This is a genomic window from Halorubrum sp. Atlit-28R, from assembly GCF_003665955.1.
GTDB classification, from domain to species: Archaea; Halobacteriota; Halobacteria; order Halobacteriales; family Haloferacaceae; genus Halorubrum; species Halorubrum tropicale.
Window position 1 is genome coordinate 257870 of the sequence record NZ_QPLS01000001.1, and the last position, 22464, is coordinate 280333.

At 70.7% G+C, this 22464-nt stretch carries 24 protein-coding genes; 4 read left to right on the forward strand and 20 right to left on the reverse strand.

Translation table 11 applies throughout. The features are described 5' to 3' along the window. The first annotated feature begins 14 nt into the window (after positions 1–14). Complete coding sequence (locus tag DVK06_RS01415) at positions 15–368, forward strand: MarR family transcriptional regulator (RefSeq protein ID WP_121599036.1); 354 nt, start codon at positions 15–17, stop codon at positions 366–368. 99 nt (positions 369–467) lie between these two features. Then, the gene (locus tag DVK06_RS01420; protein WP_053772254.1) at positions 468–827 is read left to right on the forward strand and encodes a hypothetical protein; all 360 of its coding nucleotides are present in this window, start codon (positions 468–470) and stop codon (positions 825–827) included. Positions 828–851: 24 nt separating this feature from the next. Here the strand turns inward: DVK06_RS01420 and DVK06_RS01425 are convergent, their stop codons facing one another. From DVK06_RS01425 to coaBC, 10 genes are all read right to left on the reverse strand, one after another. Then, positions 852–2651 (reverse strand): Na(+)/H(+) antiporter subunit D, encoded by a 1800-nt coding sequence (locus DVK06_RS01425; RefSeq protein ID WP_121599037.1) that lies wholly within the window; start codon positions 2649–2651, stop codon positions 852–854. Further along, entirely contained in the window at positions 2648–4810 is a 2163-nt protein-coding gene (locus DVK06_RS01430) for a proton-conducting transporter membrane subunit (RefSeq protein ID WP_121599038.1), read from the reverse strand. Before DVK06_RS01430 ends, DVK06_RS01425 begins: the two co-directional genes overlap by 4 nt. Beyond that, positions 4807–6435: a proton-conducting transporter membrane subunit gene (locus DVK06_RS01435; RefSeq protein ID WP_121599039.1), complete on the reverse strand. Its 1629-nt coding sequence runs from the start codon at positions 6433–6435 to the stop codon at positions 4807–4809. Before DVK06_RS01435 ends, DVK06_RS01430 begins: the two co-directional genes overlap by 4 nt. After that, positions 6428–6940 (reverse strand): cation:proton antiporter subunit C, encoded by a 513-nt coding sequence (locus tag DVK06_RS01440; RefSeq protein WP_053772258.1) that lies wholly within the window; start codon positions 6938–6940, stop codon positions 6428–6430. The genes DVK06_RS01435 and DVK06_RS01440 overlap by 8 nt, the downstream gene beginning before the upstream one ends. After that, positions 6940–7650: an MnhB domain-containing protein gene (locus DVK06_RS01445; RefSeq protein WP_121599040.1), complete on the reverse strand. Its 711-nt coding sequence runs from the start codon at positions 7648–7650 to the stop codon at positions 6940–6942. Before DVK06_RS01445 ends, DVK06_RS01440 begins: the two co-directional genes overlap by 1 nt. Then, the gene (locus DVK06_RS01450; RefSeq protein ID WP_121599041.1) at positions 7647–8237 is read right to left on the reverse strand and encodes a DUF4040 domain-containing protein; all 591 of its coding nucleotides are present in this window, start codon (positions 8235–8237) and stop codon (positions 7647–7649) included. Before DVK06_RS01450 ends, DVK06_RS01445 begins: the two co-directional genes overlap by 4 nt. Continuing rightward, positions 8234–8566 carry a monovalent cation/H(+) antiporter subunit G gene (gene mnhG, locus DVK06_RS01455; protein ID WP_053772261.1) on the reverse strand — a complete coding sequence of 111 codons (333 nt, stop codon included), beginning with the start codon at positions 8564–8566 and terminating at the stop codon, positions 8234–8236. Before mnhG ends, DVK06_RS01450 begins: the two co-directional genes overlap by 4 nt. Next, positions 8563–8868, reverse strand: a complete 306-nt coding sequence (locus DVK06_RS01460) for a cation:proton antiporter (protein WP_053772262.1) — start codon at positions 8866–8868, stop codon at positions 8563–8565. Before DVK06_RS01460 ends, mnhG begins: the two co-directional genes overlap by 4 nt. Next, positions 8865–10109, reverse strand: a complete 1245-nt coding sequence (locus tag DVK06_RS01465; RefSeq protein WP_121599042.1) for a monovalent cation/H+ antiporter subunit E — start codon at positions 10107–10109, stop codon at positions 8865–8867. Before DVK06_RS01465 ends, DVK06_RS01460 begins: the two co-directional genes overlap by 4 nt. Positions 10110–10305: 196 nt before the next feature. Continuing rightward, a complete protein-coding gene (gene coaBC / locus DVK06_RS01470) occupies positions 10306–11475 on the reverse strand; it encodes a bifunctional phosphopantothenoylcysteine decarboxylase/phosphopantothenate--cysteine ligase CoaBC (protein ID WP_121599043.1) in 1170 nt (389 codons plus the stop codon). Positions 11476–12121: 646 nt separating this feature from the next. On the opposite strand from coaBC, the gene DVK06_RS01475 reads away from it, so the two are divergent. Next, complete coding sequence (locus DVK06_RS01475) at positions 12122–12340, forward strand: hypothetical protein (RefSeq protein WP_121599044.1); 219 nt, start codon at positions 12122–12124, stop codon at positions 12338–12340. Positions 12341–12409: 69 nt separating this feature from the next. On the opposite strand, the gene DVK06_RS01480 is transcribed toward DVK06_RS01475, so the two are convergent. The 5 genes from DVK06_RS01480 to DVK06_RS01500 form a co-directional block, all read right to left on the reverse strand. Beyond that, positions 12410–12592: a hypothetical protein gene (locus DVK06_RS01480; protein ID WP_121599045.1), complete on the reverse strand. Its 183-nt coding sequence runs from the start codon at positions 12590–12592 to the stop codon at positions 12410–12412. A 112-nt stretch (positions 12593–12704) separates the two neighbouring features. Next, positions 12705–12893 (reverse strand): hypothetical protein, encoded by a 189-nt coding sequence (locus DVK06_RS01485; protein ID WP_121599046.1) that lies wholly within the window; start codon positions 12891–12893, stop codon positions 12705–12707. Positions 12894–12988: 95 nt separating this feature from the next. Next, positions 12989–14146: a DUF63 family protein gene (locus tag DVK06_RS01490; RefSeq protein ID WP_121599047.1), complete on the reverse strand. Its 1158-nt coding sequence runs from the start codon at positions 14144–14146 to the stop codon at positions 12989–12991. A gap of 101 nt (positions 14147–14247) precedes the next feature. Beyond that, entirely contained in the window at positions 14248–14697 is a 450-nt protein-coding gene (locus DVK06_RS01495; protein ID WP_053772268.1) for an Lrp/AsnC family transcriptional regulator, read from the reverse strand. 55 nt (positions 14698–14752) lie between these two features. Then, positions 14753–15517, reverse strand: a complete 765-nt coding sequence (locus tag DVK06_RS01500; protein ID WP_121599048.1) for a 4-phosphopantoate--beta-alanine ligase — start codon at positions 15515–15517, stop codon at positions 14753–14755. A gap of 151 nt (positions 15518–15668) precedes the next feature. On the opposite strand from DVK06_RS01500, the gene DVK06_RS01505 reads away from it, so the two are divergent. Continuing rightward, positions 15669–15905 carry a hypothetical protein gene (locus DVK06_RS01505; protein ID WP_053772270.1) on the forward strand — a complete coding sequence of 79 codons (237 nt, stop codon included), beginning with the start codon at positions 15669–15671 and terminating at the stop codon, positions 15903–15905. Between the two features lie 62 nt (positions 15906–15967). Here DVK06_RS01505 and DVK06_RS01510 read toward each other — a convergent pair whose 3' ends face one another. From DVK06_RS01510 to DVK06_RS01530, 5 genes are all read right to left on the reverse strand, one after another. Beyond that, a complete protein-coding gene (locus tag DVK06_RS01510) occupies positions 15968–17668 on the reverse strand; it encodes a methylmalonyl-CoA mutase (RefSeq protein WP_121599049.1) in 1701 nt (566 codons plus the stop codon). Positions 17669–17762: 94 nt separating this feature from the next. Further along, on the reverse strand, positions 17763–18635 hold the full coding sequence (locus tag DVK06_RS01515; RefSeq protein WP_233561589.1) for a universal stress protein: 873 nt from the start codon (positions 18633–18635) through the stop codon (positions 17763–17765). Positions 18636–18692: 57 nt separating this feature from the next. Then, positions 18693–19133 (reverse strand): universal stress protein, encoded by a 441-nt coding sequence (locus tag DVK06_RS01520; RefSeq protein ID WP_121599050.1) that lies wholly within the window; start codon positions 19131–19133, stop codon positions 18693–18695. 174 nt (positions 19134–19307) lie between these two features. Then, a complete protein-coding gene (locus tag DVK06_RS01525; RefSeq protein ID WP_121599051.1) occupies positions 19308–20843 on the reverse strand; it encodes a TrkH family potassium uptake protein in 1536 nt (511 codons plus the stop codon). Between the two features lie 114 nt (positions 20844–20957). Beyond that, positions 20958–22460 (reverse strand): TrkH family potassium uptake protein, encoded by a 1503-nt coding sequence (locus DVK06_RS01530; protein WP_121599052.1) that lies wholly within the window; start codon positions 22458–22460, stop codon positions 20958–20960. Positions 22461–22464 lie beyond the last annotated feature (4 nt).

The following is a 22464-nucleotide window of genomic DNA, read 5'->3' on the forward strand; positions in this document are numbered from 1 at the left end:
GGGCGTGAGAGAGTATGAGCCCGTCCGAAATCGAGTCCGACCTGTCGGCGGACGAGCGCGCCGGCCTCGAACTCATCCGCGAGACCGGCGGCATCCACCAGAGCGACTTCTGGAAGGAGCTCGACGTCTCCTCGCGGAAGGGGAGCCGCATCGCCGAGTCCTTGGAGGAGGCCGGGGTCATCCAGCGAGAAGACACCGTCTACGACGGCCACAACACCTACTACTTAGAGCCCGCGCCGCGCGACCTCGACTTTTCGCTACTGATGGCTGACGACATGCTCTCCCCGTTCATCGGCGAGGAGGAGGTCGACGCGCAGGCCGACGCCTTCTCGCAGTGGATGATGAACCTCGCGTACGAGGAGTACTGAGGCCGACTCCCGGCGCGTCGTTCGCCGCGCCGCGGCCCCCTTCTCTCTGTCTCTCCGCTGCGCCGACCTTTTTAATGTCCCGCGTTAACCGGTCACTCGATGAGACGCGCCCTCCTCCCTGCGCTCGTCGTCGGCCTCCTGGTCGGGGCCGGCGTGTACCAGATCGCGCCCGACGTCGCCGCGTCGCTCGCGACCGCGGCGGTCTACGCCGGCGCCGCCTACTTCTACGTCGCGTTCGACCTCTCGCTGCTCGCGGCCGCGCCGCGGTTCGACGACCGCGCGGACCGAGCGGGGTACGGCCTCGGCCTCTTCGGCCTGAGCGCCAGTCCGATCCTTTTCAGTCACTACGCCGGCGGCGACGACGCCGCGGTCGTCGGACTCGTCGTCGCGTTCCTCGGCGCGGTCGCCTTCCTCACGCTCAGCGAGCAGGCGCGGCGGCTCGACGACGAGGCGACGTGAGCGGCCGGGGCGGCGCGCCCCGGCTCAGCCCAGCAGGAAGGCGAACAGCGCGATTCCGGCCGCGAGCGTCAGGAACAGCACGCTCCGACCGATGCCGGCGCGGATCTCGGTGTCGATCCCCGCCCGCGCGAGCGTCTCCCGCGGGCGTGTCGCGGTCCGCATCGTCGCGCCCGCGAGCGCCATCGTCGCGCGGTCGACGGCGGCCCACAGCTCGGTGACCCCCCACACCGAGCCGCGCCCGAGGTAGAACGCCGCCGGGAACAGCACGCGGTCGACGTCCGGCATCCGGTGGGCGAGCCAGCCGAGCGGGCGCTTCAGCGCGAAGAAGCCGACGAACCCGGCGACCAGCAGCGCCGCGCTCTCGGTCAGGTGGCTCTGACTGTACGGCTTGAAGTACACCTCGTCGCTGAGGATGAGGTCGGTGAACGGCATCACCTCGATCAGCTGGGTGTAGAAGACGCCGAAGAAGACGCACGCCCCGGCGGCAAGCACCATGCCGACCGTCTGGAACGGCGTGGCGTCGTCGGGGGTCAGCGTCGCCGAGCCGTGGAAGAACACGTAGTAGCCCAGCTTGATGAACGACATGAACGTCCCCACGCCGCCGAGGACGAGCAGCCACCAGAGCAGCCCGCTGTCTAAGAGCAGGACGTACTCGTGGACCTCGTGGGCGGAGTCGAGCACCATCCCCTTCGAGATGAAGCCGTTGAACCCCGGCACCGCCGTAATCGAGGCGGCGCCGACGAGGTAGACGACGAAGGTGACGGGCATCACCCGCCAGAGCCCGCCCATCTCGCGGATGTCCTCGACCCCGGTCCGGTACACCACGACGCCGACCGCCATGAACAGGAGGCTCTTGTAGAGGACGTTGTTGAACAGGTGCGCGAAGCCGCCGACGACCGCGAACTCGCCGACGGCGGTCGCGAGCCCGAAGCCGGCGAGCATGTACCCGAGCTGCGCCTGAATGTGGTACGACAGCAGGCGGCGCGGGTCGTACTGGAGCAGCGCGAAGAACGCGCCGTAGACGGCCATGAACCCGCCGAGGTAGGCGAGCCACATGCCGCCCTCAGGGAACGCGCGGTACATCACGTAGGCGGCGGTCTTGGTCGTGAACACCGAGAGGAACACCGACGCCGCGACGTGCGGGCGCGGGTAGGTGTCCGGCAGCCAGCTGTGGAGGAAGATGAACCCGCAGTTGATCCCGATGCCGACCGCGGCGAGCACCGTCGCGGCCGGGTGGATCCCGGCCGTCGCCGAGAACAGGAAGATCTCACCGGCCGGCACGCTCCCGAGCATCGACACGCCGTGAACCACCACCGCCGCGAGCAGGATCGTCCCGCCGGTCCCGTGGAACAGCGCGTAGCGGTAGCCGGCCCGCACCGCCTTCCCGCCGTGCTGCCAGACGAGCAGCGTCGAGGTGACGGCCATCAGCTCCCAGAAGAAGATGAGCGTGAGCCAGTCGCCGGCGTAGATCGTCCCCACCGTCGAGGCGACGTACGTCAGCGCGAACGCGGTCACCCACGTCGGCGCCTCGCTGCCGTAGGCGTACAGCACCGCCGCCGTCGCGAGGAAGCCGACGACGACGCCCATCAGCAGCGAGAACTGGTCGACGTTGAAGAACACGACCTCGAAGCCGAGGAACTGCGTCGCGAGGTGCGCGCCGGTGCCGCCGTCGCCCAGCAGCACCGCCTGGACGAAGGTGAACGCCGTCGCCAGCGCCGCGACCGCGTGCCCCGCCCGCCGCGGCAGCGCCAGCACCGCGAGCGCCGCGAACGCGACGAGGACGTACGGCGGAATCGAGGTCAGGAGGCCGACGGGCGCGGTCACGGGCGGACCACCCCCTCGGGGAGCCGCGCGTCGACGATGAGCTCGATCAGCTCCAGGAAGCCCGTCTCGTAGGGGATCACGCCGAGCAGCACCGCGAGCGTCATCGCGGCGAGGATCGGCCCGAGCGTGAACCACGTCGACTCGCGTCCGCGGAGCGCGTCGAGCCCCGCGATGTGCTCCCAGCCGCCCGGCGGCGGCCCGCCGTGGTGGCCGTCGTCGTGCGTGTCGGCGTCGTGCCCGCCGTGCGGCTCGTCGTCGTGGTCGCCGTGCGGGTCGTCGGGGCCGCGCCCCTCGTCGTTGACCCGGTCCGCGTCATCGACGTCCGCCACGTCCGCGTCCGCCGGGCTCGCGTCGCCCCGACCGGGACCGAACGGCACGTCGGCGTCGGACGGCCGCTGGTCGACCGCGTAGTCGCCGGTGTCGACGCGCTCGGCCGGCTCCGAGAAGTCGCGCTCGGTCGCCGCGAAGTCCGGCCGGACGACCCCGTCCTCGTCGGTCGGGAGGTCGTCGAGGTCGGCGTCCGGAACCTCGGAGTCGTCGACGCCGTCGGGCGCGGACGAGGGTTCGTCTGCGTCCTCCGGCGCCGGTCCCCCGGCGTCCGCGACGATGTCGTCCACGTCGCCGGCGGGCTCCGCGTCGTCGTGCTCCTCGTCCGCCTCGTCGCTTCCATCGTCCGCGTCGTCACCCGCGCGGCCGCCGTCCGTCGCCGCGACGATCGACCGCGACTCGCCGCCGAGCGGGAAGTCCACGAGGGGCTTCGCGTCGTGGGCGTCCTCCGCCTCGAAGAAGGCGGTGTAGATCACGGGCCAGAAGTACGCGACGTTGAGCACGCCGGAGAGCAGCAGCGCGCCGGCGAGGTAGTACGCGACCGGGGTGAAGTTCATCCCCATCCGCACCCCGCCGATGAGCATGTAGTACTTGCTGACGAAGCCGGCGAGCAGCGGGATCCCCGCCATCCCGAGCGAGGCAACCGTGAACGCCCCCATCGTCAGGGGCATCCGCTTGCCGATCCCAGCCATCTGCGAGATGTAGTCCGTGTGGGTGGACACGTGGATGTTGCCCGCACAGAAGAACAGGGTGAGCTTCATGAACGCGTGCGCCGGGATGTGGAGGAGCGCGCCCACGAGCCCGTACCACCCGAAGAGGCCGAGCCCGAGGATGATGTAGCTCAGCTGGCTGATAGTCGAGTAGGCGAGCCGGCGCTTCAGGTGGTCCTTGCGTAAGGCGATCAGCGAGGCCGCGGTGAGCGTGATCGCGCCGATAGTCGAGAGCACGAGCCCGGCCGTGAAGCCGAGCGGCAGCGAGAGGTCGAAGACGAGCTCCGGGCCGAACACGTCGAGGACGACGCGCGAGACGCCGAACGCGCCGGACTTGACGACCGCGACCGCGTGGAGGAGCCCGGAGACGGGCGTCGGCGCCACCATCGCCTCGGGGAGCCACTGGTGGAGCGGCATGATCCCGGCCTTCACGCCGAACCCGATCGCGAGCAGGAAGAAGGCGAGCATCGCCAGCCCGGGGTCGGCGTTCGCGAGCTCCGCGATGCCGCCCGCGGTGAAGTCGACGCTGCCCGCGAGCAGGTAGACGAGCGCGGTCCCGGCTAAGACGAGCACGCCGCCGCCGAACATCGTGTACGCGAGGTACTTGCGGCCGGCCGAGCGCGCCTCGGCCGTCTCGTCGTGCGCGACGAGCGGGTACGTCGCGATCGACAGCAGCTCGTAGAAGACGAATATCGTCACGAGGTTGCCCGCGAACGCGATGCCCATCGTCGCGGCGAGCGACACCGCGAACGCCGCGAAGTACCGGGTCTGGTTCGGCTCGTCGAGGCCGCGCATGTAGCCGATGCTATAGAAGGAGGTGATTATCCACAGCCCGCTGGCGAGGAACGCGAACAGCATGCCGAGCGCGTCCGCCCGGAGGGCGAACTCGATCGGCGCACCGACGCCGGGCAGGAACGCGCCGGCCGACCACTCGAAGGTCCGACCGTCGAGGACCGCCGGCAGCATCGAGGCGACGATGCCGAACTTCGCGAGCGACGCGACGAGCGTCCACCCCTCGCGGACGTTCGGCGAGCGGTGCGACGCGACGATGAGGAACGCCGCGACGAACGAGACGAGAACCGCCAGCAGGGGTCGTGGGTCCTGAAGTACAACGTCAGTCATGCGAACACCTCCGTGATGAACGGGCCGAACCACTCCGCGAGCGAGAAGCCGCCGAAGCCGAGGCCGACCGCCGCCACGACCGCCAGCGCGAGCGCGAGCAGCGGCGCCGTCGGCACCCGGTCGGGGACGAGCGACGACCGCGGCGCGCCCTCGACGGGCGCCGGGAGGCCGTCGGCGGTCTTCGCGACGGAGCCCTCGCCGCCGTCTGTCGCGGCGGAGTCGCCCGCGCGGCCACCGCCGGCGGCCGCGCCGTCACCGGGCACCTCGCCGTGGTCGCCCGGGAGGCCGGCGCCGGCGAAGTAGAACCGTTCGAGCAGCCGCGCGACGTACGACAGCGTGAGCAGCGTGCTGACGAATATCGCCGCCGCGACCGCGATCCCGACCGCGCCGCCGCCGGCGAGGCCGGCGTCGACCGCACCAACGCCGATGTACCACTTGCCGAGGAAGCCGATCGACGGCGGGATGCCGACGAGCGCGAGGCCGAGCACGGCGAGCGCGCCGGACGTGTACGGGGCGGCGCGCGCGGCGCTCGCGAGGTCCTCGATCCGCCGGGTGCCGTAGCCGAGCGCGAGCAGCCCGATCCCGAGGAACAGGCCGAACTTCATGATCGCGTGGCCGATCAGGTGGACGATCCCGCCGAGCAGGGCCGTCTCGTTCGCCAGCGCGACCGCCGCGCCGATCATGCCGAACTGCGCGACCGAGGAGTACGCGAACATCCGCTTGAGGTTCGACTGCATCGCGGCGAGCGCGGAGCCCGCGACGATCGAGACCGTCGAGACGACGAGCAGCGCGGTCGCAATACCCCGGTTGGCCGCGAGGAAGTCGACCGTGAACACGGTGTACGTCACGCGGACGAGCGCGTACGCGCTCGTCGTCGAGACCAGCGCGGCGACGATCGTCGTGACCGAGTCCGGCGCCCGCTGGTAGGCGTCCGGCTGCCAGGAGTGGACCGGGAAGATGGCGATCTTCAGCGCCAGCCCCGTGGCGATGAACGCGTAGCTCGCGCGGACCAGCGGGTCGCCGTAGCCGGCCTGCGCGACGATCTGCGCCTGGACGTCGAGCATGTTGAGCGTCCCCGTCGCGAGGAAGACGTAGCCGACGCCGAGCAGGTACAGCGAGGCGCCGACGGTGCCGACGACGAGGTACTTCAGCGAGGCGTACGCGCTCGCCCCCGTGCGGTCGGAGGCGATGAGCGCGTACGTCGTCAGCCCGGTGATCTCCAGGAAGACGAACAGGTTGAACAGGTCCCCGGTGAGCGTCATCCCGGCGAGGCCCCCGACCAGCAGGAGGTAGGCGCTGTAGAAGGGGTTCCCGTGGGGGCCGGCGGCCCGCGCGAACGCGAGCGTCGCGACGGAGACCGCGGCCACGAGCAGCAGCACCGCGACCGACAGCCGGTCGGCGACGAGCTCGATCCCGACCGGCGGGAGGAAGCCGCCGAGCGCGTGGTCGAACGGACCGTTCAGCACCACTTCCGCGGCGATCGCGGCCGAGATTCCCGCCACGGCGGTCGTCCCGACCGCGGCGACCGGCCAGCCGACGCGGTCGTACCGCAGGCCGAGCGCCAGCGGCAGCGTCGCCGCCACGATGGGGACGACGATCGCGAGCGGGAGGAGGACGTCAGTCATCCGTCTCACCCCCCGTCTCGGGCGACTCGACCGCGCCGTCCGCCCCCGACGCACCGGGCGACCGCCGCGACGGGATCGACCCCTCCTCGCGGAGCAGTCCGCGGAGCGTGTCGGTCCGCAGCGTCCCGTACTCGTCGTAGATCCGGATACACAGCGCGAGCCCGACGGCGGTGAGGCTCACGCCCACGACGATGGCGGTGAGCACGAGGACGTGCGGGAGCGGGCTGACGTAGAGGCCGCCCTCCGGCCCGCCGGTCGGGACGATCGGGATCGACCCGCCGTCGACGTACGCCGAGGCGATGAACAGCAGGAAGATCGCCGTTTGGAACAGGTTGAGACCGATGATCTTCTTCACCAGGTTCGGGTTCGCGATCATCATGTAGAGCCCGATACACAGCAGCACCGCGAACGCGACGTACGCGTGTCTCGTCGCGAGCACCTCGACCGCGCCGGTTGCCGAGGCGAGCGTCGAGGCGGCAGCGCCGGCGCCGAGCGGGGGCGACACTAGCGCTCACCCCCGTCGGTCACGGCCGACCCCGGGGCGCCCGGGTCCGACCCCCCGTCGTCTGTCGGGGCGGTCGAGCCGGGGCTCTCGCCCTCCGCGTCGGGCGACGCCTCGGCCGCCGCGTCGCCGCCGACCTCGTCGTCGAAGGCGTCCGCGTCGGCGAACCCGCCGGCGTCGCTGAACCCCTTCGCGAGGACGAAGAACAGGCCCATGAGGACGCCGGCGACGATGGTGCCGATCCCGAGGATCTCGACGCCCTCCATCCCGTACTTGACCGGGTCCGGGATCGGGAGCAGCTCGTACTGGAGGAACGCGCCGCCGAGCGCGACCGGGACCAGCCCGATGCCGGCGAACACGAGCGCGCCGCCGACCGCGAGCGCGACGACGACGGTGTTCGCGAGCCACTGCCGGGTGGCCTCGATGCCGAACGCGAACGCGATCATGAACACGACGGCGGCCACGATGGCGCCGCCCTGGAACCCGCCGCCGGGCGAGCCGGCGCCGTGGAAGGTGACGAACAGGCCGTAGGTGAACGCGAACGGCGCGACGATCTTCACCGTCGGCATGATCACCTGGCTCTCCGTGTACGGGGTGCCCTGCCGGCTGTCCGAGTCGAGGCGGCCGTCCTCTCGGGGCGGGCGGTCGCGGCCGAACCCGCCGTCGGAGTTGGTCTCGGCGTCCCCGTCGGGACCCGCGTCTGTGCCGCTCATGCGAACACCTCCCGGTGGAGGACGATGAGGGCGGCGATCCCGGCCGCGAACACGACGACGGCCTCGCCGAACGTGTCGAACCCGCGGAAGGCCGCCAGCACGGCCATCACCGCGTTCTCGACGTGCGTCTCCGCGTACGTCTCCGCGATGTACCACTGGGTCACGTCCGGGTTCGACCAGATCGGCGCGTCCGCGGACCCGACCGCCGGGATGTCGGCCATCGTGAGCATCAGCCCGGCGAACAGCAGGCCGGCCGCGCCGGCCGCGGGCAGGTTCACGGACTCGAAGGCCGCCTCGTGGTCGATTCGGGTGGTCTTCGCCAGCGTGAGCAGCAGCAGCACGGTCGTGACGCCGGCGGAGATGGCGGCCTCCGTCATCGCCACGTCGGGCGCGCGGTAGAACGTGTACAGCGCGGCCATCCCGAGGCTGTACGCCCCGAAGATGATCACCGCCGCGAGCACGTCGCGCGCCAGCGCGGTGAACAGCGCGGTCAACACGACGAAGACGAACAGGCTCGCCTCGACGGCGGTGACCTGCGCGACGACGGGCGCGCCGAGGGGGCCGGCCGCCGCGAGCGCCCCCGTCATCGGCGGTCGTCCCCCTCGACCCACGGCACGATTCCCTCCTCGAAGGCGGCCCGGGCGATGGCGTGGGCCGCGGTCGGGTTCGTCACGAAGATGAAGAACAGCAGGAGCACCGACTTGAAGCCGGCCCCAGCCAGCCCGACGGTGAGCGCGACGGCCGCGAGCCCGAAGCCCGCGCCCAGCGTGTCGGCCTGCGAAGCGGTGTGCGCCCGCGAGTAGACGTCCGGCAGCCGGAGCACGCCCACCATCGAGACGAACGAGAAGAACAGCCCGAACAGGGTGAGGGCCACGATCAGCCAGACGCGGGCCGTCTCCAGCGTCGCGGCGGTCACAGCACACCACCCCGCTCGACGGTGAACTTCGAGATGGCGATGGCCATCAGGAAGTTGAGCAGCGCGTACACTAAGGCGATGTCGAGGAACGTCGGCTCGCCGAGCGCCGCGCCGAGGATGGCGAGGATGACGACGGTGTTCGTCCCGAGGACGTTCACCGCCAGCACGCGGTCTTGCATCGTCGGCCCGACGACCGCGCGGTAGAGCATGCCGACCGCGAGGACGGCGAAGCCGGCGGCCGCGACGAGCAGGAAGTCGCCGAGCGTGTAGCCGGCCGCGAGCGGCGCGTCGACGAGGCTCATCGAACGGTCACCTCGTCGGCGTCGCCCGCGTCGGCCGTCGACTCGGCCTCATCACTCGCGTCGCTCGCGTCGACCGCGCCGCCGTCCGCGGCGGCGATAGGCAGCTCCTCGGTCGCCTCGTCGCCCTGGAGGATCGCCACGTCGTCGCGCTCGCGCGGCGTCGGGAGCCGCGCCGACCGGCGCCCGTAGTAGACGAACCGCGTCCACCGTTCGAGGGAGCCGTCGAACAGCCCCTCGCGGGCCCACGGGAGGAGCGAGTGGACGTAGAGGTCGCTGTCGCGGGCCCGGACGGTGAGCGTCCCGGGCGTCAGCGTGATCGAGTTCGCGAGCGTCATCAGCGGGAGCCCGCTCCCGACGATCACGCGCATCCGGTTGAGCGTCGGGTCGATCGGGAGCCGCGGGTCGAGGATGACCCGGGCGACGACGAGGTTCGCCTTCACGATTTCGAACAGCAGCACGGGGACGTATATCAGCCCGCGGACGATCCGCATCGGGGTCCGCGGGATCGCCGGGTTCGAGTCGAGGCTCACCCGCGAGAGGGTGATCGAGACGACCGCGGCGGTGGCGAGGCCGGTCACTAAGTCGAACCAGTAGGTCGGGTCTCCGAGGAGGAGGTAAAACGCCAGCGACAGGCCGAACAGCGCCACGAACCGCCCGGTCGTGGCCTCGGTTCGGAACCGCTCGCGGCGCGTCGGCCGGTCGACGGGGGCTGTCTCGACCGACAGCGGGGTGTTCGAGAGCGCGAACTCCAGCGGCTGGAGCAGCGTCGTGTTCCCGACCGGTGTGTACTCGGGGTCCAAGACGACGCGGTCGGCCCCGTTGGCCTCGGCGTACTCCGCGAGGACCCGGACGTAGTCGTCGGCGCCGAACAGGTAGTCGTCGTCGCCGAGCACCGCCGAGACGACTTCGACCTCCGAGGCGGCTGCCGCCTCCGAGTCGTCGAGGTCGGCGGTCGCCCACGACGTGACCCGTTCGAGCACGCGCTCGGCCGCGGCGGCGCGCTCGTCGCTCTCCGGGTCGCCGTTCCGCCACGAGGCGAGCTCGACGAAGTGGACCGCCGAGGCGCCGTCGGCCGCGGCCGCCTCCGCGACGTGAGCGACCGTCGAGCGGAGCGTGGAACTCGGCTCGACCGGAACGATGACCGCGCCGGCCGACGCCGACTCCGCCGCCGCGGCCGTGGCGTCGGCCGTCGGCGCGTCGTCGTCGGTGACCTGGCCGGTCGGAGGGTCGCCGTCAGCCACCCACCACACCTCCCACGGAGCCGTGCGTGACCGTCTCGTTACACATGGGTTACTCTATCCGTGTGGTTACCCTACCGCCCCAAAACAGTTTGTATCCGCGGTGACCCTGCCGGAGGCGGGCGATCCGGTCCGCACGGCCCGCGGCCCGCGCGAGGGCGTCGCGAGCGCTCACGCGAGCAACCGGGCCGGCCGCCGCTCACGCCGACGCGTCGAGCGTCGCCGCGAGCCGGTCGGCGATGCGCCCGGCGACCGCGTCCTTCGACCCCGCCGCCTCCGCGGGCTCGGTGCCCGCCTCGCCGACCAGCAGGACGCGCGTCTCGTCGTCGCCCATCACGCTCGCGTCGTTCGCGACGACGAACGCCAGTCCGACGCGGTCCCGGATGCGCTCGGCCTCCGCGACCATCGCCGCGTCGTCGCCCGACGTCTCGGCCTTGAACCCGACGATGGGGAGGTCCGGGTACGCCTCGCGCACCGAGTCGATGAGCTTCGGGGTGGGCTCTAGGTCCAGCGACAGCGGCGACCCGGACCGGATCTTCTCGCCGACCGCGTCGGCGGTGAAGTCGGAGATGGCGGCCGCGGAGACCAGCGCGTCCGCGGTCGCCGCCGTCCGCCGGCAGGCGGCCATCATCTCGTCTGCCGTCTCGACCGCGACCACGTCGGCGTACGGGACCTCGGGCCCGTCCTGGACGAGCGTCACCCGCGCGCCGCGGACGTACAGCGCCCGCGCGACCGCCCGGCCGGTCTTCCCCGACGCGCGGTTCGTCAGGATGCGGATCGGGTCGATCCGCTCCTTCGTCGCGCCCGCGGTGACGACGACGTGCGTCCCGCCGAGCGTCTGCGGCGTCGTCGCCCGCGCGACCTCGGTGACGATGTCCGCCTCGGCCGCGATCTTCGCCTTCCCCTCCTCGATCCGCGGGTCGGCGAAGCGGACGCCCCACGACTCCAAGCGGTCCAGGGCGTCCAACACCCCGGGGTGGTCGTACATCGGCTCGTGCATCGCGGGCGCCATCACGACCGGCACGTCGGCGCCCAGGGCGGTCGTCGCGCAGGTCGTCACGGGCGTGTCGTCGACCGCGGCCGCGACCTTCCCCGCGGTGTTGGCGGTCGCGGGCGCGAGCAGCAGCACGTCGGCCCACCCCTCGCGACCGCACAGCTCGACGTGTTCCACGTCGCCGGTGATCTCGGTGACGACGGGCTCGTCGGTGGCGAAGTCGACCGCCCACGGGTGGACGATGTCCGTCGCCGCCGGGGACATGACGGCGCGGACGCTCGCGCCGTGTCGGCGCAGTTCGTGCGCGAGTTCGACGACCTTCACCGCCGCGATGCTCCCCGAGACGCCGAGCGCGACGTTGACCCCGTCCAGCATTATCGAGACCGTTCCCCCCGCGACGGCTTATATGATGCCGTTGCGGAACGGCGTCGAACGACCAACCCCGGCGCGTTCTCCTGAAAACTGTTTATAAATGGTCGGCGATGGCGCGTGCCTGTGAGCGGCCGCCACCGGCGCCCGCGAGTCAGCACGCGCGAGGCCGTCGGGCTTCGCCCGACTGCCAGAGGGACCTTCGGTCCCCTGCTGGAGTCGGCCGACCGGAGGGAGGCCGACGAGGCTGGGGAGGCGCGAGGCGCAGTGCGGGTGCGGTTGGGCGGGACTCGAAGGGGCAGTCGCGAGGCGGGCGCAGGCGATGTAAGCACCGCAAGGAGCGAGTGCAACGAGCGACGGAGGAGCGCAACGAGCGTGCGCCCGCCTCGCGACTGGGGCTTCGGCGGCGTTTGTGTCGACCGCTAGTATATAAATAGAATCAGCAGTAGGCCGAGCTTCCGGGGCTACAGGGACGGTCGCCCGTCGTCCCACGCACCGCCGTGTATAGCTGAGTGGCTGGGTATCACGGTAATGCCGCCGTTGAGATCCACGACGGAAGAGGTGGTCGCGCCCCGTCGCGATCGACTGCTGAATTCACGAATCGTACGGTGTAGAGAAAATTATTTACACAGACATATTTCCATTATTATCTATGCCCTCCACGAGTCCCACCTGGTTCCACGGGTACGTGGACTGGTACGTCCGGGGCGTGATCTGGTTCGTACAGAGTGCGCTCGTCGGAGTCGTTCTACTAGCGGTTCTCGGCACCGGCGGACTCTCCGGGGTCGTCAGCACGGCGTCAACCGGACTGATCACGGCGCTCCTCCTCATCAGACAGGTCGATAAGCACATCCGACAAGAGATGAAGTGACCGGAGCGCGCGCACCGCCGAAATCCGCCACGTGTGGCCCGTCTCGGTCAACCCGTAATCGCTGCGCGCCTACCGCTCGGCGAGTTCCAAGGCGACCGCGCTAATCAGAATCGCGCCACCGATGCCGATACCGGCCAACGTGACGGAGTTCCCGTATCCGACGGCGCTCGCGACCGCAGCAGGGACGAAGATCCAGAAGCCGGTCTGGACCGCGTATACGCGAGCGGGGTGACCGCCGATCTCGGAGGGCATGGGTAACGATTCTGCCAGAACAGACGAATTTCTTCTGGTCGTCAGAGGCGAGACTCTCGCGGTGACCGCTGTAGTAGCGGTTTCGGGAGCTAGGCCCGTGAGCAGCGTCGACTTATTCCAAGTCGGTGTTGTAATACCCGAATAGAAAAACGACGAACCCGAAGATCAGCCAGAACAGCAAGCTCGGATTCAAGAAAACGTCTGGTGAGAACTCCTCGGAGGATAGCAGCGTATACCAGATCGGGACGCTAATGATCAAGCCGAGACTTCCCAGAAGGACAATTTTGACGTGCTCGTTCATCGTGTCAATTTCAGTTTCCGACCGTTGTCAGTCTGGTTTTGAGACGACGAGCGTTCCAACGGACAGCCTGAATGACGGCGAGTTAGCCGCTCTCGTTACACGCCGAACGTCGCGCGCAGCATGTCCCGGGTGCCGGGGCCGAGCCCCACGGCCAGCACCGTGATCAACAGCAGCAGGGTGTACCGCGGCGACTCCTCGTACATCTCGCCGTTGAACACCCAGACGACGAACGTCGCGGCGACGAGCTTCACAAGGAGGAACGGCCACGCGTCGCCGGTGACGGAGACGATCGACTCCGGCAGCAGCCGCCCGGTCCAGTCGACGATCAGGGCGTTGACGACGTGCTTCGGGACGAGGTTCGCGGTGCCGGTGAGCGCCGGCATCCAGTTGAGCCCGATCACGTTTGCGACGCCGTCGATCGCGTGCCCCCAGATGATCACGATCCCCGCCGCGCCGGTGCCCTGGCGGATCGTCGCGATCCGACGCGTCGCCAGCGCCCACGTCACCGCGGTCGCGACCGTGGCGATGACGAGCGTGGGCACGAGCACCTGCGGGTAGAAGGTGACGTAGCCGGTCGTGGCCGCCAGGTACGCGAGGTAGCCGACCGCGAGCGTGAGCCCCGTAGTCCCCAGCGCGAACAGCGGCCGCGCGTAGTCGTCGACGACGCCGCGGCGTTCGAGGCCGTACGCCGTCAGCACGCACGCGAGCGTGAACAGGAACACCGTGAAGTAGATGAACGGGCTGATCAGCACCGCGCTCGCCGGGAACGCGATCAGCGGGTCGACGCCGGCGGCGGTCGCGGCGACGCCCGCGTCCTCGACCGTTCGCATCGCCCCGCCGAACAGCATGAACGGGAACAGCGCGTAGAAGAAGCGGAGCTCCGTCGCGATGTCGAGCCGGCGGAGGAGGAAGACGACGCCGATCAGCATCGCAAGCAGGATCACCACGTAGCTCACCGTCGAGAAGGTCGTGTACCCCGGCGCCGCGACGACCTCGCCGGCGCTCCGCGCCGCCTCGCACGCCGCGCTGCTGCCGAGCAGCTCCGTGGTGCCGCCGGCCTCCCGGACCGCACACTGCGCACCCTCGCCGTCCGCGACCACCGGCCCCCAGAAGTAACGCCAGAGGAACCGGTCGTAGACGACGCGGGGGAAGACGACGGATCCGACCGCCAACAGCGCCGTGACGCCGCCGACGACAGCCGCCCACGCGCGCTCCGGCGACGGGTCGAACCCGTCCGCGAGGCCTGTGCTCATGGTCACCGTTCGGGGAGGTCCCGAGTTGAGCGTTCCGGTCGCGGGCGACGCGGTCGAGCGGTCGCGCCGCGGGGCGCCGCGGGGCGCCCCGCCGCGCCGGTCTACAGCGGCGGCCCGGCCCGCTCGTAGTCGGTGCCGAGGATGACCATCGTCTGCGAGCGCGAGAACCCCTCGGTCTCCGCGATCCGCTCGAACATCAGCTCCCGGAGCCGGTCGGTGTCGGCCGCGACGACGCGGAGGATGACGTCCCACTCGCCGGTGGTGAGGTGGATCTCGCGGACGCCGTCGATACCGCGGAGGCGTTCGAGCGCGTCCTCCTCGCGGCCCTGCTCGACGCGCAGGCCGACGAACGCGCCGACGCCGTACCCGACCGCCTTCGGGTCGATGTCGGCGTGGTACCCGCGGATGACGCCCGCCTCCTCGAGGCGGCTGACCCGGTCGTGGACGGTCGCGCTCGACATGTCGATCCGCCGCGCGACCTCCGAGAACGGGGTCCGCGCGTCCTCCTGGAGGATTCGCAGGATCGCCCGGTCCGTCTCGTCGAGTTCCATGCGAGAGCGTACGGGGGGCGGAGGCTTTTGCTTTCCGGCGGGAGGAACGCGCCGCCTACGAGCCGTCCGCGTCCGCGAACGACCCCTCGCGGATCGCCGCCTCCGCCGCGTCGAGCGCGGCGGCGGCGTCGAACTCGTCGACGATCCCGCGGAGCGCCTCGGGCGTCGCGTCCGCGAGGTCGCGCGCGTGTGCCGCGACGTTCGGCACGGCCCGAATCAGGTTGTCGATTATCGGCACGTCGGCCGTGCGCGGCGAGCGGCTTCCGGGGTTGAGGTCGATCACGATCTCCGTCTTCCCCATCGCGTCGAGCGCGGCGGCGCGGTCGCCGTCCTCCAAGGGCACCACGACGACGTCGGCCGCCTCGATCCCGTCGGCGTCGACGACGCCGCGCGCGTGGTCGAGCCCGGGGATCTCGCCGTCGCCGGCGAGCCCCTTCACCTCGTCGGCGCCGTGCTCGCGCAGGTGGTCGGCGATCCGCCGGACCCGCTCGTCGGTGTGGTTGAACAGGTTCACCTCGAGGTCGGCGTCGACCGCCGCGGCCAGGTCGACCGTCTCGCTCGGCGCGAGGGCGGCGACGTTGCCGTTCACCGAGATCACGGGACGCTCGGCGAGCAGGAGCGTCGCGGCCGCGGCGCGCGCCGCGGCGTCGGCGCTCGGGAGCGTGCGCTCGCCGAGGAGGTAGTCGAACGCCTCGCCGCGCCCCTGCGCGATCAGCCCCTGCTTCGAGGTGATCCCCTCCTCGACGCCCGCTTCGATCCGGTGGCGCGTCACGAGCGACGCGTACCGCGGGTGGTCCTCGGGGACCTCCGTCTCCGTCATACCCGAGGGAGGCGACGGGTCGATTAAAATGGACCGTTCGCGGTCGACGCCGCCGGGCCGCTGCTACTCGCCCGCTCGCCGGCCTCGCTCGCCCCCGCCGCGCCGAACGGATGGCACAACTAAGTTTCTGGAAACCGAAACGCCGCGCGTGATGAATCGGACTGGGAAGTACACGGTCGTCAGAGCGTGTAACGACCACGGGGCGATCACGCTCCGTGAATACCCGCGCAACGGGACGCTGTACGTCGTCGAGTACGACGACCCCGACGTGGAGGCCGAGCTGTCGTCGCTCGACGCCGGCTCGGTCGTCGAGCTCGACCTCCGACGGGCGGGGCGCCGAGGGAACGCGTGGTGCGCGGAGTCCGCGCGTCCGGTCGAGACGGCGTAGTTCGCAGTTCGCGGAGCCGCGCGGCCGACCGACCCGTCCGGTTTCGTTCTCCAGTTCCGCCGTCAGGCGACGCCGATCCGCTCGCGGTACGCGCCGTGTTCCGCCTCGAACACCTCCATGATCTCGCCCATCGTCGCGTACGCCTTGACGGCCGTGACGATCTCGGGCATGACGTTCTCGCCGGCCGCGACCGCGTCGCGGAGGTCGTCGAGCGCGGCCGCGACCGCGTCGTCGTCGCGTTCGGCCTTCACCGACTCCAGCCGGTCGAGCTGCCGCTCGCGGGTCGTCTCGTCGACCTTCAGCAGGTCCGGGCGAGTGTCCTCGTCGATCTCGTAGGCGTTGACGCCGACGACCGTCTCCTCGCCGTCGTCGACGCGCTCCTGATACTCGTAGGCCGACTCCTGGATCTCGCGGTGGAAGTACCCCTGATCGATGCCGCGGAGGACGCCGTCGCGCACGGTGCCGTCGCCCATCTCCCGGATCTCCTCGATGTAAGCCATCGCCTCAGCTTCCGTCTCGTCGGTGAGGCTCTCGACCGCGAAGGAGCCGCCGAGCGGGTCGACGATGTCGGCCGCGCCCGACTCCTCGGCGATGATCTGCTGGGTCCGGAGCGCGACGCGGACCGCCTGCTCGGAGGGGAGCGCGAGCGCCTCGTCGAAGGAGTTGGTGTGGAGGCTCTGGGTGCCGCCCAGCACGCCCGCCAGCGCCTGAATCGTGACGCGCGCGACGTTGTTCAGCGGCTGCTGGGCCGTCAGCGACTGCCCCGCGGTCTGGGTGTGGAACTTCAGCTGCTTCGAGGCGTCCGCCTCCGCGCCGTACCACTCGTCCATCACGGTCGCGTAGATGCGGCGCGCGGCGCGGAACTTCGCGACCTCCTCGAACAGCGAGTTGTGCGAATTGAAGAAGAAGGAGAGCTGCGGGGCGAACTCGTCGACGTCGAGCCCGCGGTCGAGGCACGCCTCGACGTACGCGAACCCGTCGGCGAGCGTGAACGCCAGCTCCTGGACCGCCGTCGACCCCGCCTCGCGGATGTGGTAGCCCGACACGGAGATGGGCTTGAACTTGGGCGTCTCCGCGACCGCGAACTCGATGGTGTCGGTCACCAGGTCGAGGGAGGGCTCCGGCGGGATCACCCACTCCTTCTGCGCGATGAACTCCTTGAGCATGTCGTTCTGGAGGGTCCCGCGGAGCTCCTCGCGCGGGACGCCGCGGCGGTCGGCGAGCGCGACGTACATCGCGTAGATCACCGGCGCGCTCGGGTTGATCGTGAACGAGGTCGACACCTCCGCGAGGTCGATGCCGTCGAACAGCACCTCCATGTCGCGGAGCGTGTCGACCGCGACGCCCTCCTTGCCGACCTCGCCGAGCGACATCTTGTCGTCGGAGTCGATCCCCATCAGCGAGGGCATGTCGAACGCGGTCGAGAGGCCGGTCTGCCCCTCGTCGATCAGGTAGCGGAACCGCTCGTTCGTCTCCTCGGCGGTGCCGAACCCCGCGAACTGGCGCATCGTCCACGTCCGGCCGCGGTACATCGTCGGGTAGACGCCGCGGGTGTACGGCTCCTCGCCGGGGAACCCGAGGTCCTCGTCGTAGTCGAGGTCGGCGACGTCCTCGGGGGTGTACAGGCGGTCGACCTCGCGGTTCGAGACGGTCGCGAACCGCGACTTCCGCTCCCCGTGGCGGTCGAGGGTGGGGCCGAGCGTCTCCGCCTCCCACGACTCCTTCGCCTCGCGGATCGCGGAGAGCTCCTCGTCGTCGTACATACCGCCCGTTACCCGCCGGTCGGGTATAAATATTCATTATATTTTGGAGGGGCCGGCGGCGCGAGCGACCCCGGAGACGACTGCCTCACCGCGCTCAGCCACCCCCGAACAGCCGGTCGCGGAGCGACCGCGGCGTGGGACGCTCCGCGAGCAGCACCGGCACCTCGAGGGCCTCGACGGCCGCGAACGCGAGCGACCCGCGGACGATCCGGGAGAGGAGGCCGCGCTCCGTGGCGCCGACGATCACGAGGTCGTACCCCTCGCCGACGCGGCCGATCGCCGCCTCCACGTCGCCGGTCTCGACGCGCAGGTCGGCGTCCCCGAGGCCGTGCCCCTCGGCCCAGCCGGCGAGGAACTCGCGGCCCGCCGCCTCGTCGCCCTCCTCGACGACGTGTAACAGCGAGACCTCGGCGCCGACCGCCTCCCGGAGCGCGAGCGCGACCTCGGCGGAGAGGTCCGACGACGGGCCGCCGGCGGTCGGCACGAGCACGTCGGCGGGGTCGAGTCGCCGCCCGTCGAAGACGAGGAAGTCGCAGGGGAGGTCGCGGGCCAGCTCGTCCAGCGAGCCCTCGACGCGCCCGCCCGCGAACCGCGCCCCGCCGTAGCCCATCACTACGGCGTCGGCGCCGGTCGCCCGCGCGGCGTCGAACACCTCCTCGATCCCGCGGTGCGAGAGGATCGTCTTCGTTTCGACCGACGCGTCGAACGGCGCCGCGTCGGCGACGGCCGCCGAGAGCAGCTCGGCGGAGGACCGGTCGAGCCGCTCCCGGTTCGCGGCCGCGTTCTCCAGCGAGGTCTGGTCGGGGACGGTGACGACGTGGACCTCGAGGAGGCGGGCGTCCCGGCGGTCGGCCACGGCGCCGGCGAGCGCGACGAGCGCCGCCTCGGTGCGCGGGTTCGAGAGGGCGACCATGACGACGGGGCGGTCGTCGCCGCTCCCCGTCGGCCGGTCGTCGCTGTGCGGCATCGGTCGATCCCCCGCGTCAGCGCGCCGACGACCCGCTCTCGCGGGCGCGACGGCGGCTCATTCGTCCGCGTCGGCGCGGGGGAGCGCGATCACGGGCACCGGCGCGTCGGTCGCGATCTCGGCCGACAGGTCCCCGGAGAGGAGCTGGACCAAGCGGTTCCCCCCGCGCGGCTGGTAGGCGATCGCGCTCGCGTCCACCTCGTCCGCGGCGTCGAAGATCGCCTCGACCACGTCCCGGGCGTAGGCCGTGTGCTCGGCGGCGTCGGGGAACACCGTTCTGACCGCCGCGTACGACTCGGCCGCGAGCTCCTCCGACTGCTCGACGGGGGTCTTGTCCGGGACGCCGTCCCCCTTCTCGACGACGTGAAGCGCCGTCACCCGCGCGGGGTCGTAGGGGTCGAGCGCCCGCGCCGTTCGCAGCGCGTCCTCCTCGTTCGCGACCGGGAGGAGCACGTGCCCGAGCAGGTCCTGGCCGCCGGTGTCGTCGGGTCCGTCCATGCGAGGTAGTACGGCCGGCGGCGCTTAAGAAGGTGACCTCGCGTCCTCGGGCGTCGCGTCGTGCGGCTCGCCGGTGACGCACCGCGCACCCATGGAGGCGCGCCGGGGACCGCAGCGCGGTTCACGAGGTACGCCGGCTACACACCGCGCGGTCCACCCGGACGCCCCGAGAGTCTACTGCTCGTCGACGCCGGCGACGAACAGCGCGAGCACGGGGACGATCTCCAGCCGCCCGATCCACATCAGCCCGATCATCAGCAGCTTCGTCGTGTTCGGCAGGAACTCGTAGCTCCCGAACGGACCGAGCGGGCCGAGCCCCGGCCCGATGTTGCCGATCGTCGCGAGCGACGCCGCAAGCGCCTCCGTGCCGGTGAGCCGCTCGCCGATCCGCGCCGTGTCGAGCTCGATGAAGACGGCCGAGAGCGCGAACACGAGGAAGTACAGCAGGGTGAACACGAGGACCCCGCGGATCACGTCCTCGTCGACGACCTCGCCGCCGAGCCGGACCGGCCGGACCACGTCCGGGTTCGCCGTCGTGTACAGCTCGCGACGGAGCGTCTTCAGCAGGATGAGCCAGCGGATCACCTTGATCCCGCCGCCGGTCGACCCGGCGGAGCCGCCGATGAACATCGCGAACAGCAGGAGGAACTGGGTCTGGGTGTCCCACTCCGCGAAGTCCGCGGTCGCGAAGCCGGTCGAGTTCATCAGCGACGCGACCTGGAACACCCCCTGCCGGAGCGCGTTCTCCGGGACACCCTCCGTGACGCCGCCGATGTCGGTGGCCGGCGCGCCGCCGTAGAACAGCCCGACCGCGAGCACGGCCGCGAACGCGGTCACCAGCCCGAGGTAGATCCGGAACTCCGTGTTCTCGAACATCTCCCGCGGGTCGTCCCTGAGCACGTACCAGAACAGCGCGAAGTTCACCCCGGCGATCACCATGAACGGGACGAACGCCCACTGCACCACCGGCGAGAACGCGCCGATGCTCTCCGCCTCCGGCGAGAACCCGCCGGTCGGGAGCGTAGAGAACCCGTGGGCGAATGCGTTGTACAGGTCCATCTCCGGCGCGTACCCGGTGCGACCGAGCAGCGCCAGTATCGCGATCAGCGCCACGGTGAACGCGAGGTAGATGAGCCAGAGCGCGCGGGCCGTCTCGACGATCCGGGGGGTGAGCTTCTGGAGCCCCGGCCCCGGCGCCTCCGACTCCATCAGCTGGGCGCCGTTGACCGCCAGCTGCGGCAGGATCGCGATCATCAGCACGATGATCCCCATCCCGCCGAGCCACTGCGTGAGCTGCCGCCACATCAGCACCGCGTGGGAGTGCCGCTCGAAGCTGATCTCCGCCGTCGCGGTCGCGCCCGTCGTCGTGAAGCCGCTCATCGACTCGAACAGCGCGTTCACGGGGTGCGCGAGCGCGGAGGGGGTCCCGTAGCCGGCGATCACGTACGGGATCGCGCCGACGACCGCGGCAGTGAGCCACGCGAGCGAGACGACCGCCAGCGCGTCCCGCGGGCCGAGCTCCGGCTCGTCGTCGAGCCGTTCGAGCCCGGCCCCGACCGCGACAGCGACCGTCATCGACGCCGCGAACGCGAGCGCGTCCTCGCCGTAAATCAGCGCGACGACGAGGGGGACGGCCATGGACGCCGAGAGCAGTTTCACGATGCTCCCGGTGTAGCTGAGCGTCGCCCGCGCGTCGATGGTCCGTGTCACGAGTGTTCCTCGGGGGTTCCGATACCCGTCGTAGCAGGCCGGCGCGACAAGAAGCCGTCGATGGGCGGACCCGCCGCGGGCGGCGAACGGCGGACCGCAGCGGGTCAGCGCCGGTCAGGAGGTCCAGAACGCCTTCGTGAACAGCACGAGGACGGGGATGATCTCGATCCGGCCGATCCACATCAGCACGACCATCACGGCCCGCGTGCTCAGCGGGAACGTCGCGAAGGTGCCGTACGGCCCCGCGTCGCCGAACGCCGGCCCGATGTTGAGGAACGTCGTCGCCGCGGCGCCGAGCGCCTCGAACTCGGTGACTCGGACGTTTCCTCGCTCGGCGTCGACGACGATGACCACGGCGAGCAGGAAGAACAGCACGATACTGAGGAGGAGGTACGCGTAGATGTCGCGGATCGCGGCCTCGTCGATCGCCTTCCCCGAGATCCGGACCGGCCGGACGGACTCGGGATGGATCGCGGTGTAGAGGTTCCGCCGGAACGACTTCAGCGCCACCAGCCATCGCAGCGACTTGATCGAACACGTCGTCGATCCGACCATGCCGCCGATGAACATCCCCATGAACAGCATGTGCTTCGCCGCGGGCGCCCACTGCACGTAGTCGGTGCTGGCGTACCCCGTCGTCGTCACGATGGAGGCGACGTTGAAGACGGCGTGGCGTATCGTCGCCTCGGCGCCGAACGTGGTGCCAGGATCGAGGAACAGACCCACGGCGACGATCGACGCGAGCGTGCCCATCGCGCCGATGTAGAAGTGGAACTCCTCGTTGCGGAGGAGGCGCATCGGCTCGCCGTTGATTGCGAAGTAGATGAGGACGAAGCTCGTCGAGCCGATCACCATGAACGGGACGACCGCCCACTGGATCAGGGGGTGAAACGCCCCGACCGAGAGCGGCTCCGGCGAGAAGCCGGCCGTGGCGACCGAGGTGAACGCGTGCGCGACGGCGTTGTACAGGTCCATCTGCGGATCGACGGCGAGGCCGAGCAGGAAGTAGACGACTATCGCCAGCCCCGTGAGCCCGAAGTAGATCCCCCAGATCAGCTGCGCCGTCCGGGAGATCTTCGGCGTGAGCTTGTTGACGTCTTGGGTCTGTGACTCCGACTCCATCAGCTGGGCCCCGCCGACGCCGATCTCCGAGAGCACCGCGGTCGCGAGGATGAGGATGCCGAGCCCCCCGAGCCACTGGATCACCTGCCGCCACATCATGACGGACCGCGAGTGGAGTGAGAAGTCGCGCAGCACGGTCGCGCCCGTCGTCGTCAGCCCGCTCATCGACTCGAACATGGCGTTTACCGGGTGCGCGACCGTGCCGACCCCGGCCACGACGAATGGGATCGCGCCGACCGCGGCGACGAGGAACCAGATCAGCGCCACCGCGAGGAACGCCTCCCGCGGCCCGAGGTCCGCCGCCGGGTCCCGCGTCGACCGGAACGCCGCGCCGAGCGCGAGCGAGACCGCGATCGCCGCGAGGAACGGGACGGGCGACTCGCCGTAGTAGAACGCGATGAGGAGGGGGAACGCGAGCGGGACGGGGAGGGCGGCGAGGACGTCGCCGGTGAGTCCCACGCTGGCCCGCCACCCGACGCGGATGCTGGTGCTCACGGGA